This window comes from Streptomyces sp. NPDC051217 (assembly GCF_044455465.1).
Lineage (GTDB): Bacteria > Actinomycetota > Actinomycetes > Streptomycetales > Streptomycetaceae > Streptomyces.
On record NZ_JBITEV010000016.1, the window covers coordinates 1 to 12,530 of the forward strand.

12 protein-coding genes are annotated in these 12,530 nt (G+C 68.8%); 7 read left to right on the plus strand and 5 right to left on the minus strand.

The genetic code is table 11. The annotated features are described in order from the left end of the window. The 7 genes from ACIBBB_RS29290 to ACIBBB_RS29320 all read left to right on the plus strand — a co-directional run. On the plus strand, window positions 1-228 hold a 228-nt coding region (locus ACIBBB_RS29290; protein WP_398987207.1), incomplete at its 5' end, for a hypothetical protein. A gap of 560 nt (window positions 229-788) precedes the next feature. Then, window positions 789-1,697 carry a helix-turn-helix domain-containing protein gene (locus ACIBBB_RS29295; RefSeq protein WP_398987210.1) on the plus strand — a complete coding sequence of 303 codons (909 nt, stop codon included), beginning with the start codon at window positions 789-791 and terminating at the stop codon, window positions 1,695-1,697. Between the two features lie 3 nt (window positions 1,698-1,700). Then, entirely contained in the window at window positions 1,701-2,516 is an 816-nt protein-coding gene (locus tag ACIBBB_RS29300) for a hypothetical protein (protein ID WP_398987212.1), read from the plus strand. Beyond that, window positions 2,513-3,925 carry a hypothetical protein gene (locus ACIBBB_RS29305; RefSeq protein WP_398987214.1) on the plus strand — a complete coding sequence of 471 codons (1,413 nt, stop codon included), beginning with the start codon at window positions 2,513-2,515 and terminating at the stop codon, window positions 3,923-3,925. Before ACIBBB_RS29300 ends, ACIBBB_RS29305 begins: the two co-directional genes overlap by 4 nt. 377 nt (window positions 3,926-4,302) lie before the next feature. After that, window positions 4,303-4,698, plus strand: coding sequence for a plasmid mobilization protein (locus ACIBBB_RS29310; protein ID WP_398987216.1), 396 nt, complete (start codon window positions 4,303-4,305; stop codon window positions 4,696-4,698). Continuing rightward, a complete protein-coding gene (locus tag ACIBBB_RS29315) occupies window positions 4,695-6,431 on the plus strand; it encodes a relaxase/mobilization nuclease domain-containing protein (RefSeq protein WP_398987218.1) in 1,737 nt (578 codons plus the stop codon). The genes ACIBBB_RS29310 and ACIBBB_RS29315 overlap by 4 nt, the downstream gene beginning before the upstream one ends. A gap of 98 nt (window positions 6,432-6,529) precedes the next feature. Beyond that, the gene (locus ACIBBB_RS29320; protein ID WP_398987220.1) at window positions 6,530-6,910 is read left to right on the plus strand and encodes a hypothetical protein; all 381 of its coding nucleotides are present in this window, start codon (window positions 6,530-6,532) and stop codon (window positions 6,908-6,910) included. 141 nt (window positions 6,911-7,051) lie between these two features. Here ACIBBB_RS29320 and ACIBBB_RS29325 read toward each other — a convergent pair whose 3' ends face one another. From ACIBBB_RS29325 to ACIBBB_RS29345, 5 genes are all read right to left on the minus strand, one after another. Continuing rightward, window positions 7,052-7,873, minus strand: a complete 822-nt coding sequence (locus tag ACIBBB_RS29325) for a DUF317 domain-containing protein (RefSeq protein WP_398987222.1) — start codon at window positions 7,871-7,873, stop codon at window positions 7,052-7,054. A gap of 442 nt (window positions 7,874-8,315) precedes the next feature. Then, entirely contained in the window at window positions 8,316-9,722 is a 1,407-nt protein-coding gene (gene tyrS / locus ACIBBB_RS29330) for a tyrosine--tRNA ligase (protein ID WP_398987224.1), read from the minus strand. 75 nt (window positions 9,723-9,797) lie between these two features. Further along, window positions 9,798-10,739, minus strand: coding sequence for a glycosyltransferase family 2 protein (locus ACIBBB_RS29335; RefSeq protein WP_398987226.1), 942 nt, complete (start codon window positions 10,737-10,739; stop codon window positions 9,798-9,800). Next, window positions 10,736-11,824, minus strand: a complete 1,089-nt coding sequence (locus ACIBBB_RS29340) for a hypothetical protein (protein ID WP_398987464.1) — start codon at window positions 11,822-11,824, stop codon at window positions 10,736-10,738. The genes ACIBBB_RS29335 and ACIBBB_RS29340 overlap by 4 nt, the downstream gene beginning before the upstream one ends. A gap of 2 nt (window positions 11,825-11,826) precedes the next feature. After that, window positions 11,827-12,528 carry a class I SAM-dependent methyltransferase gene (locus ACIBBB_RS29345; RefSeq protein ID WP_398987228.1) on the minus strand — a complete coding sequence of 234 codons (702 nt, stop codon included), beginning with the start codon at window positions 12,526-12,528 and terminating at the stop codon, window positions 11,827-11,829. Window positions 12,529-12,530 lie beyond the last annotated feature (2 nt).

Here is a 12,530-nt window from a genome sequence, read left to right on the forward strand (position 1 = left end):
GGTATTTACGGGGTGCTGGCATGGTGCTGGTGGATCTCCTTCGCCAGGACCGTAACCCTGGCATCAGGGACTCCACAAATCTCAGTACAGCTCAAGTTGACACTTGTCGATGTCTTGCCGGGTGCGGAGGAATTCAATGATGGGGTCACCCCGGATTCCTGGCTGCCCTATTGCGAGCGGTCTGATTTCCATAGCCAAATTTGTACCTCGCGTTCGCCGGTTTGGTGAACCGGCGTTCTGCGGCTATGTTGCGCCCCGTTTCACCGTCACAGGGAAGTTGAGCGGGGCGCCCGGGGGCGAAGCACGGGTGTCGGCGGCGGGCGTCGAGGTGTGGTCTGACGTGGGGTTATGTGTTGTAGCTCGGGTCGCGGCGGCTGTGCAAGGTTTCCGCGGTGTGATGCTTCTGGCTTTGCCGGTGCGCGGGCTTTTTCGTCAACCGGCGTTTCGGGTCTACCGTTATTGAAAGGCCCTGCGGCAGGTGTTCGCCGACAGCTGTCTGCTTTCTCCGGTGAATGCTGGACTTGTGCGGCGTGGGTGTGGCTTCTTGGGTTCGGCCGCCCGGAAATGAGGCCGGCTCCCGGCGCGCTGAGCGCCGGGAGCCGCCAAGTCCCCTGCCGATTCGCCCTTCCGCGACGAACACGACGGTGTGCCATGGGTGCCAGCCCATTGGCCACCGGGTGAGGAACCTCCATGCCCGACCCTACGGTCCAGCCTGCCGTAGGCGTCTCCCATGCCCCGAGGCCGAGCCAGCCGCCTGGTCCCACCGCAGTCGGCCGCCGGGGCGGCCGATGAGCAAGGACGCCCGTGAGTGGGTGTGGGAGCACAGCTCCAGCCGGGGAACCGCGCGTCTGGTCCTGCTGTCGATCGCCGACCGGGTGCCGGACGAGCAGTGCGTCGCCTGGGCCTCGATCGCTTCTCTCATGCAGCGGACGAACGCGAGCCGCAACGCCGTGCGCGGCGCTCTGACCACCCTGGTGAACAGTGGCGAGCTGGAGACGCTGGAAATGTTCGTCGGTCCGCAGCGCAGCACGGTGTACCGGCTGCCGCGCACCGCCGCACAGCTCGCCAACCTCGCCGCGGCCACGAAGGACGACCCCGAGGCGATTGTCGAGCCGCCGACCGCCTCCGATCCAGTGCCTGAGCTGGACGGAAAGCGGCTGCGGAGGCACGGGATCTGGCCCAGGGGCGGGTCACAATCCGACCCCCATCGCCAGAATCCGACCGGGCCGGAATCTGACCCCTCACGTCAGAATCCGACCCCCCGACGGGTCGGAAACCGACCCCCAGAAGGGTCAGAATCCGACCCCCAGAACCGTAGTGAACCGAAGGTGAACCGTAGTAGGTACAGCAGCAGTGGTGCTGCCCCGGTCACTTCGGCCGACCAGTGGCAGGCCGGCCCGGACACCCACGCCTGGGCCCGGCAGCAGGGCCACCTCGACCGCCTCGGCGAACAGGGTCTCGCCGCCGCCGACGCGAAGTGGCGTGCCCACCGCGCGGACTTCGAGCCCCGTACGGCGGCGGCATGGGCGGCGGACTGGCGGTCCTGGATCGTCCGGGAGCACAGCCCCACCGCCAGCCGCCCGAACCTCTACGCAATGCCCGGCCAAGGCCCGTCCCCCGCTGGCGGGATGACCCGGACCCAGGCCCACATCGCCGCCCTGTGTGCCGCGCTCGACGAGCCGAACGGAACGGAGTAGCACATGATTCCCAACGAAGTCGGCGCTCTGCTGGCCTACCTCGGCCGACTCGACCCGCGCCTCATCCGCACCGACACCGGCGAAGCCCGCGACCAGATAGCCCAGTGGCACCACCTGCTCGGCGACGTGCCCCTGGACACCGGGCACGGATGGGACACCCGCCTCGTCGCCCGGGAGCACATCCTCAACTCGCCGTACCCGATCCTCCCCGCCGACATCGCCCGCCGGTGGAACGCCTACCGCCGCGACCGCCTCCACCGGCACACCGACCCCACCCCGACCGCCGATCCGGACGACCAGGCCGCCTGGACCGCCGAACTCGCCCGCACACGAAGGGCCGTGGCCACCGGCAGCGTCGAGCCCGCCCAGCACCGCGCCCTCACCGGCGGACGGGCACGCCCCGACCTGGAGGCGCGGCTGAGGGAGATCGGCTCGTGCATCCCCCCGCCCGTCCGCACGCAGCTGGCCACCTACCGGCCCACCCGCTCTGCCCGTGAGACGGCCATCACACGGGGCGAGCCTGATGCGCTTGGTGTCCGCTGCGACTGGTGCCATGCCCCCGAGGGGCAGCCCTGCCGCAGCAGGCGCGTCGGCCCCGACGGCGGAGCCAGGGGCAACGCCCCCCGGACCACACCCCACCCGAGCCGCCACGAATCCGCCGCCGCGCAGCACACCCAGCAGCCCGCAACGACCTCCGAGCGTCCAAGGCCAAGCTCGACGAGCAGCCGACCCGCGCCCAACGGCCCCGATGCGGACAAGCAGGTGACCCGCCAGCCGTCGGCCGACTCGGCGAACCCCCCTATCGGAAAGGCCGCATGAGTAACCTCCTGTCCCCTGGTTCTCTCACCGGCCTGCCTGCGCTGCTCGCGGTCGGGATCGCGGTCACCGGCGTGGTCGCCCTCGCGGCGGCGGGATGGGCGCGTCGACGGCGTGCCGCACGGAGCGAGCGTCGGCCGGGCAGCCCGGCGGTGAAGGTCGCCGCGCTCGCGGCGGTCGGCTGCACCGCCTACAGCGCCGACACCAGCTGGCGGTTCGCCGCCGACTACCTCGACATGGCCGGCACCCTGGAGCGCGCCACGATGTTCGGCGCCGCGGAACTCGCCCTGTTCGCGACCGCGCTGATGGCACGGCAGAACCTCAACAGCCAGGGCGTCCCCGGGCTGCCCGGCACCCTGGTGTGGGTCATCACCGGGGTGCAGATCATCCCCGCCTACGCCGAGTCCGGACCGGTCGGCGGCACGGTCCGCGCCTTCGTCGGTCCCGTCATGGCCGCGACGCTCTGGCACCTCGCCATGGGCATCGAACTGCGCCTGCACAAACCGGACGCCGCCTCCCGCAGCCTGCTCGCCACCCTCAGCCGGGAAGTGCGCGAGCGCCTCCTGTCACGTCTGGGCATCGCCGCCCGCGACCGCGACGCCGCACAGATCACCCGCGACCGCGCCACCACCCGCGCCGTCACCCTCGCCACCCGCCTCGCCGACCACACCCCCACCCAACGACAAAAGTGGCGCGGGCGACGCCTCACACGGAAGTTGTCGAAGGCACTCGGCAGAGCCGCCGTCGGCACCGACACCAAGCAACGCGCTCAACTCCTCGACCAGCTCGCCGCCCGCCGGCACGCACACACCCTCGCCACCGTCCCCCTCCCCTCCCCCTGGACCACCAGGCACGACGACCCCGTTGAACCGGCGTCAGTCACGGTCCCCTCACCACAGGCCCAGACCCCCTCGGCCCCCGGCAACGGTCCCCAGACCGGGGCCGAACCCACCGGGGACCGCACAGCCGGGACCGAACGGGGACCGGTCCCCAGGAGCCGGCACCAAGACACGGGGACCGAGCGTTTCGCGGGAGAAATGCCTGCTCACACCCCCCAACCGCACCGGGGACCAAAGGGGACCAAGTCGGGGACCGACCCCACCGGAGACCGGGGACCGACCGGGACCGACACGGGGACCGGGACCGGGACCGGAACGGGGACGGGGACGGGGACGGGGACGGGGACCGGGGCCGTGTTGGCTCGGTCCCCGCACGGCGGAAGCCGAAGGGAAAGGGCACGCGGAAGCGGACCCGTGCACACCAGGCGAAGGGCGCGTCGAGGGGATCGGCGCTGCCGGTGGAGCAGCTCGTCACGAGGGTCAGACCCCATGTTCCGGCCCTCCTGGAGCGGGACGGCAACGAGACCGTCAGCCGGGTCCAACTGCGGGAAATCCTCAGCCAGGAGGGTCTGACAGGCGGCCGGAACGACCGCCTGGGCCTCGTCCTGAGGGAACTACGCACCGAAACCACCACCTGACATCCGACAACCAGGCACGACAAGGAACCGCACCCGATGACAGACACGCAGAAGACCCCCGCCCACGAGCCAGGTCAGGAGGACCCCAACTCAATCTCAGGCGGAGCAAGTTATCGCGTGAGCATTGCTGCCGATGGCAGCAATGCTCACGCATCTCCCGCCCCGGGGGTGGCGGGAGCCGGTCGGCGCCAGGGGGCGCCGGCCGATCCGGATGCGGCCGAGGGCGGCCTCCACCCGGAACAGCAGGAGCAGCAGCACGACTGCCGTCGTTCGTCGTGTCAGCACGCTTGCGCCGCACCGTTGAAGCCGCGTGTGAAGCAGCGTGAGCGTCTGCGTGACGACGACAAGCGCATGCACCAGCCGAGCTGCCGCATGAACGACACCGAGTACCGTCTCCTCGCCGACGGTGCCACCGCCTGCGGTATGAGCATCGCCGCGTTCCTCGCCCGCGCCGGCCTCAACGCCGCCCGAGACCTCGACCGCACCGCCGCCGAGGTGGCCGGTGAACGCGAAGTGGTGAGTGAGCTGTTCGCGCTGCGCCGGCATCTCGGCCAGATCGGCAACAACCTCAACCAGGTCGCCAAGGCTGCCAACTCCGGCGCCGACGCACTCCAAGCGTCCGCCGTTCTCGACGCCGTCGAACGCGCGGCGCGACGGGTGGACGCCTTCACTCAGCTCTACCTCAGCAACGAGAACCGGTCCGGATGATTCCTCGTGTTCACAAGCGGGGCAGCCGCACGGTCGGCCTGATCTTCTACCTGTACGAGCCCGGCAGGTGCGAGGAGCACACAGACCCGCACCTCGTCGCCGCCTGGGACGCCTTCGCCCCCGACCCCGGCCGCCACCCCGACGCCACCTACGCCGACCTCGCACAGCTCCTCGACCAGCCCGTCGACGCCCTGTCCCCCTCACGCCGCCTAGACCAGCACGTATGGCACCTGTCCGTCCGCGCGGCTCCCGACGACCCGTACCTCACCGACGAGCAGTGGGCCGACATCGCCCGCCGTATGGTCGCCGGCACCGGCATCGCCCCCGACGGTGATGATGCCGCGTGCCGTTGGGCAGCGGTGCGTCACGCGGACGACCACATCCACATCATCGCCACCCTCGTCCGCGAAGACGGCCGCAGACCACGCCTCAACAACGACGTCGCCCGCGCCCAGGCCGAAGCCCGCCTCCTCGAAGCCGAGTACGGCCTGCGGAAGCTCAACCCCGGCGACGGCACCGCCGCCAAACGCCCAACCAGCGCCGAACGCCACAAAGCCCAACGGGCAGGGCGGGAGCGCACAGCGCGAGAGGAGCTGCGAGAGGCCGTGCGCGGCGCCTCGGCCGGCGCCGCCTCCACGGATGAGTTCTTCGACCGTCTGGCCGCCGACGGCCTGCTGATCCGCAAGCGGATCGCACCGTCGGGCGACCTGCTCGGCTACAAGGTCGCGCTGCCTGGCGACCGCAACAAGGACGACGAGCCGGTTTTCTATGCCGGTTCCACACTCGCTCCCGACCTGTCCCTGCCCCGCATACGCGAACGCTGGTCCCTCCAAGCAACGGCGGCCTCCGAGGGCGGCTCCGAGACAGCCCAGCCCACCCTGCCGCCAGTGACCCATCCCGCGTTCGCTCGGCGCCGGGCCGCTGCCGCCACCTGGCAGGCCCTACTGATCATCGATCACGGCGACGACGGCACGGCAGCAGCACAGATCGCCGCAGCAGGGGAGGTCCTGGACGCACTTGCCAGGACCTCCGCCGCCCACACCCGCGCGGAACTCCGGCAGGCAGCCCTCGTGTTCGAGCGGGCCAGCCGCTCTCACGTGCGCGCCGTACGCGGACATGACCACGCCCTGCGACAGGCCGCCCACGATCTCGTCCACAGCGGCCCCGCCCTCAGCCGCGGCGAGGACGGAGCCACCACGGCGATGGTCATCGACATGGCCGTCTTCCTCGCCATCACCGCCGCGAACTGGCACGCCAAAAGGCACCACAGCCAGCAGGCCGCCGCAGCCCAGCAAGCTGCGGAGCATCTGCGCACCGCCTACCAGGCCGCCGCAGCCCACCCCATCGCCGCCCTCTGCCGGCGAGGCCAGCGTCTGGCACCGCGTATGCGGCAACGGCAAGCCGATCTCCTGCACCAGGCACTGCCAGAGCTCGCCGAACGAATCCAGGCCGAGCCCGGCTGGCTCGCCTTGGCCGCCACCCTCGCGGACGCCCGGCAGGCGGGCCATGACCCGGCTGCACTGCTCGCGGAAGCCAGCCGACGTCGCGAGCTCGACACCGCCACCTCCATCAGCGATGTCCTCGTCTGGCGCCTTCGCCGCAGCGCCCACCTGCCCGCCGCACCCGAAAACCCCCAGGCCACATCCGCCCGAGACGGCCGGCGCACCCCGACCCCAACACCCACCACACCACCAGCGGCCAAGGCAGCGAACCACCCCGGCCGTCCGCACTGACCCGGGGAAGCGGGCGCAACATAGCCGACGATCGCCGGTTAGCCCAACCGGCGATTCTCCAGACCATTGAAGCTCCCAATTCCACGAGGAGCATCCGTATGCCCAAGACCGACTTCCGATCCGACATCGTCGCCCTGCTCTGCGACGCGGACTTCAAGTACCGGCCCGACACCCACACGTGGACCCACCGCGACGGACGCCCGTTCAGTAAGGAGGAACAGGCTCACGTCTTCATGGCAACCCACGCCGAGCTCGCAGAAGTACGTGCGCAGACCGCGCGGTACCGGCAGTACGTGCAGGCAAGGACAGAAGCCCCGGAAACCATGCAGCGCTTCCTCGCCCCGTTCATGCAGCAGCTCACCCATAAAACCCTCGGCAACGCCACCCAGCTGATGAGCAAGGACGAACGGAACGAGTTCGATCGACTGCTCGCACTCATGGTGGAGCCAGTACGTTCCTTCGCTCCCAACGCCTTCTGATGAGGGGCCGCTTCACTCAGTGACCATGGCGTGAAGATCGCCGGGCCGGGCTGCCTCTCAGTAGTGGCAACGAGCTGCCAGAGCAAGGCGAAGCCGGGCCTCCCGTTCGGGAGGCCCGGCTTCACAGCGTGGGAACGATGGTCAGCTGGCGGGGGCACGCAGGAGCTGGTCCCGCGTGCTCTCCGGCAGCACCCTGCGCAACACCGGCGCGGTGGAACTGAGCGAGCAGGCGAACGCGGCGACAAGACCGTGCGGCACACTGGCGCCAAATGACGCAGCCCACAGGTACGGGGCGCCCATAGCCGGCTCAGCCCACGCCTGCCAGCCCATCGCCCCCGGCCCCTCCGCCTCGGCGGTCAGAGCCCGGGAGTCGGCATCCTGGATCAGGGGCGGCACCTCACCGAGACTGAGGCGGGCGGTGAAAGTCGGGTGTATCGCCGCCGCGTGGGGTTGGTCAGCGTCGAGGAGCCAACCGTGCGCGGTGGCCGCATCGAGGACCGCCTCCGGGCCGACTGGCAAGGTCGTGGGCTGGCCGCATTCGTCGAGCGCGAAGAGGAAGTCGGTGATGACCTCACCTGGGACATCGAGCGTGAAGTAGGCGGACCAGTCCGCGAGCGGACTGCTCGCGTCCGAACAGGCAGAAACCTGCCACGCGATCGGCAGCCCACCGAGGTGAAACGGCTCGTCCGGCAGCACCCACTGAGCCCACCGAAGGGCGTCGCGACTTATGTGCAGGACCGTGCTGCGTAGCACCTGATGGTCCTCCAGCGGCTCGTCGAGCTCACGCCGCCCTCGAACGACAGTCAGGCTTGTCCAGCCGAAGCCGGTGAGGCTGTCCGCGACGGCGTCGTAGAGACGACCGTCGTCGCCGGCCAAGTGCCGGGGACCGACCCAGTACGCGGGATGAGCGCCGCTCACAAGGGACGGATCGAACGGCAAATGCGGATTCAGGAGCGCCTCCAAGGACACGGGGGTAGATCTTCGGTACGTGCACGAAGCGGGCGGAGCGCCGGGGGCGACACGGCAGAGCCATCGTCAGTGGGAATTCAGGGATTACCTGAGCCATTACCGGGCTCCGAACCACGTGACCTGAAGATCCGGGAAGGTCGTTTACGTTGACATGGCTTGCCCCTCGACGCCAGTCCTTCTACGGGCTTTCCTGTCTGCCCCCGGCGAACTGGCTCAAATCGGGAGAGAGTCGCCCCGCTAAGAGCGGCCACCTGCCGAGGCTGGAGCCGATACATGAGCGCTTGGTCTGCCCGGCTTGCGGCACCAGGGGCTGGGCTGAGGCTGGCGAATCCGGGAGGGTGCGGCCAGGGCAACTCGCTCCGACGGGTTCCTGGCGCGCAAGCGGGAGACATGAACGGCGGCGCCGACTACGAGTCGGCGCCGCCGTTCTATGTCCTCAGCTGTCGACGCGGGCGACCTTCCGACCCACCTTGAGATACAGGTCAGCGCGTTCGCTGCTGTCGACCTCGGCGAGTACGGCGGCGAGGGTCCGCTGCACCGCGGTTTCGGTGAGCGTCGTGGTGTGCTGGTCACCGTCGCCGGTCTCGCTGATCAGGCGGAGGCCGTTCTGCTTGGCGATGCGGCGGACAGCGGACGAGCTGGGGGCGAAGTCCAGGGTCTGACTGATCAGTTGACCCAAGGTGGTCTCAGCGTGTTCCTTCAGGGAGACGGCCGGGAGGTTCTGGGCATCGCCGAAGGAGCGCTTGGAGAAGCGGGCGGTGAACTCCGTACGAGCTGCCTCAGCGGCCTCCAAGCCGTGCAGGGCTGCCACGACCTCGCCGGCGAGGATGCGCTTGACGGCCATGGGGTGCGCGGTGCCGTCAGCCAGCCGCTTGGTGACCAGTTGGATCTCGTCGTCCGTCCACTCCGTGAGCAGCTTGAGGTAGGGCTCGGTGACGTGGTCAGGGATGGACATCAGACGGCCGTAGATCTCGTCCGGGGCGGCGGAGAGGCCCACGTAGTTGCCCTTGGACTTGCTCATTTTGGAACCGGTGCCATCGGTGCCCTCGATGAGAGGGGTGGTGATGACGACCTCGGGGGTCTGCTCCCTGATTTCCATGACCTTGCGGCACATCTGGAGGTTGAGGAGCTGGTCGACGCCTCCCAGTTCGACATCGGCGGTGATGGCGACCGAATCCAGTGCCATGACCACGGAGTACACGAACTCGGCGACCGACAGGCCGTCGCCGGCGGCGAGCCGGCTGCGAAAGTCCTCGCGTTGAAGGGACATGGAGACCGGTACGCGGGCGAGGATCTCGACCAGCTCGGGGAGATTGACCTTGTTGAGCCACTCCCCGTTGAAGCGGAGGTCGGCGCGTTCGAAGTCGATGAACGGGGTGACCTGAGCCTGGTAGCCGGAGAGGTTGGCCGCGATGTCGGAGTCAGTGAGCGGCGGGCGGTCAGAAGAGCGTCCGGACGGATCGCCGATCTTCGCCGTGACGTCGCCAATGATGAACACGACGTGGTGGCCCATGCGCTGGAACCGGCTTGCGATAATGATCGGTACCGAGTGGCCGAGGTGCACGTCGGGCGAGGTCGGGTCGATGCCGTATTTCACGATGAACGGCCGGCCCGCAGCCTGCGCGGCGGTGATCTTGTCGGCGAGCGTGGAGGCCGAGGGGATCACGTTGATGGCGCGGCCTTCGACCAGAGCGGCCTGCTCCTGGGGGGCGAGGTCCGACAGCTCCAGGGAGCGCCGCGTATATGTCTCTTCCAGGAGCCGGGCGACCGTATAGTCCGCGGCCAGGTCCGATCCGGTGAGGATCTGCATGGCGCGGGTTACGGATTCGCTGAGGCGGCTCATGATGCCTGTTCGCTCCTGGGTTGAATCACTGGCGGGGCCAGTAGAGATAGGAAGCGGCAATTTTATCACCGCTGGTCACGCCCTTGTATTTGAGTGATCACTTTCGGTATCTCCGGCTCCGCCGTTGTCGAGCTCCCTGAGCGGTGCTTGCGGGTGGCCGGTCACCGCACTGGCGAACGCCCTGAGCCAGGGGCCGGGCGGTGCGCAAGATCGGATTGTGCCGACCAGCATGGCGGCGAGCGGGCGCGGACAGGCGGGGCGGTCTCCGGTTTGTACGTGGGCCTCCACGCGGTGTCCCGCGGCTTGGGCATAGAAGCGGTGGGACATCCGGCGCAGGACGGTGGCGGTTGCCCAGGACGGGGGCGCCGCAGCCATGGTGCGCAGTCGGTGGGCGAGTGCGGTGCAGACGTTGGCCCGGTAGTGCTGAGAGACACCGGGAGTACGGCGGTCTGTCATGTTGTGCGCGTGGACGCGGTAGTGGACCAGCGGTACGGGGAGAACGTGGCCGTGACCCGCCTCGCGCAGGGCGTGGAAGAAGATCTCGTTGGTGACGGGCAGGAGCGTGAGGGCGGCGTCGCGTTGTACGAGCAGAGTGCTGGTGTTTCCACCGGGATGAGGATCGGCGATGAAGGGGCAGCCGTCCGCGTCGACAACGTACTCCCAGTGCTCGATGAAGAGACGATCTTCGATGATCGCCTCGGCGCAGATGCGGAGCTTGGCGGGGTGGAACCAGTCGTCGGCGTCGAGCGGGGCCACCCAGTCGCCGCCGGTGAGCAGGAAGGCGTCTGTCAGCGTGGGGCCGAATCCCTGGCAGTCGCGGCGGACGATCCGGACGCGATCCCGGTAGCGACGGCATACCTCCTCCGTCTCGTCGGTAGAACCATCGTCGATGACGACGATCTCGTGCAGGACGTAACCGCCAGGTTCCTGGTCGAGGCAGCTCGTAATGGCGCGGTCGAGATAGCGGCCGTAGTTGTGGCCCAGGATGACGCACGAGATGCGGGGCGGAGTCGTCATCGGCCACCTCCATAGACCTCGGTGTAGGCGACGAGGATCGCCTTGTGCTCCTGGGCTCGGTGGTCCAGGAAGGTGCGGTCGAGTCGCCGACAGACAAAGCCCGCGCGGGAACCGGCGTTCTCGACGGCCGCGAGGAAGCGCTCGCCAAAGAGGTTCGGGTGACCGGTCGACCAGTCGAACCACTCTGGTTCGGCGACGAGTTGTTCGTGCTGCCGGTACTGCTCCGGCAAGTGGCCGGTATGTGAGCACACTGGGAGCAGGTTCAGATCGAAGGCGAGTTCCAACTGTCCGGAGTGGCTGCCCCAGAGGTAAGGGAGCAGGAGTATGTCCGAGGCAAGGCCCGCGTTGGTGATTTCGTTGTCCGTGGGGTACGGACGCATGGACAGTCGAATGCGCGGGTCATGGCGGGCCGTCTCCAGCAGGAGAGGAACGGGGCTGCCTGGGGTGAAGTCGGCCGGGCTGAAGGCTCGCAGGAGAAGCTGGAGGGTGCTGGAGGGGTCGGTGACGCCCAGGCTCCAGTTGATGACGGGGGAGAGCTGGTCGCGGCTGGGGCGCGAGGCACCGAACATAAGAAATCGGGCTGACGCGGTGGCCTGTTCGCGCTCCCGCCGACGGAGCGCTTCCGGAGGTACGACGTAGCCGTGCGGAATGACGGTCGCCGACGGGGTCGCGCCGAGGAGAGCGGTCAGCTCAGTGCGGGAGCTCTCTGTGAGGAAAACCCAGCGGACGTCCGCGCTGAGGAGCAGCCGCAGGCGTTCGGTGAATGCGGATACGTCGCCGTGCATGGAGTGGGTGTCGTGGGCGGTGAAGACGACGCGGACACCGGAGTCCGCGCAGGCGTCAAGGAGTCGCTCCAGAACTGCCGGTTCCTCGATGTCGATGTGGTGCAGGTGGAGTACGTCGAGCCAGGTGAGCGGGGCGTGGGCGAGGAGCCAGGTGGCGGTCACCGCCGCAGGAACGGTGGCACCGGAGCTGATCTCGGTCCCGTTGAGGATGTGGAAATCGGGTCCATGCAGCTTGCGCGCGTACGGAGTGCGGGCTGGGAGATGAACGACGCGCAGCCCCCGACTCCGTGAAGCGACCATGGTCACGGGTTCTCCTTCCCGAGGCCGACGAGGACCAGCTGGGTGGACAGCCCGTTGGATACGTCGTCGCTGCGAGTGAGCCCCGCGTAGTGGATCTCGAAGCCAGAAGCACGCAGCAGGGCCTGGAACTCGTCGCTGGCCCACTCCCGGACATGGCTGGGGTTCCGGGGTGGGCCGGCGGTTTCATAGCCGCTGCGGAACTCGCGGGCCGGGGTGGAGAAGGCCGCGCCGGGGCTTCCGGCCGCAAGCAGTCCGCGTACCAAGGCCAGGAGCGGGCGCGGGTCGAGTACGTGCTCCACCACGTCGGAGCAGACCACGAGGGATCGCTTTACGAAGGCAGGGGCGAGGGAGAGGTCGCGGGTGGTCTCCAGGTCTGCCTCAATCCACTCGCCGAAGCGGTGGTTGGCACGGCACCAGTGGAGGTTCTCGCCGAAGTCGACGCCAACGAAGGACCACGCGGGGTGGACAGAGGTCAGGGCCGCGAGTTTCCCGGCTCGGCCGCAGCCGATGTCGATCAGTGCGTCGCAGCCCAGTTGTTCAGCGCGGGCGGCGGCGTAGGGATAGACGTCGGGCTGCCAGACCGTGGCGTCGTCGGTCTCGTCGGCGAAGTACTCCACACTGTCGCGGCTGCGGTATCCGGCCCGGATGAAGTACGAGGCGGCGTCGCCGAGCGGGCGCGTGGAGGGCATGGGTGCGGATGGCATAT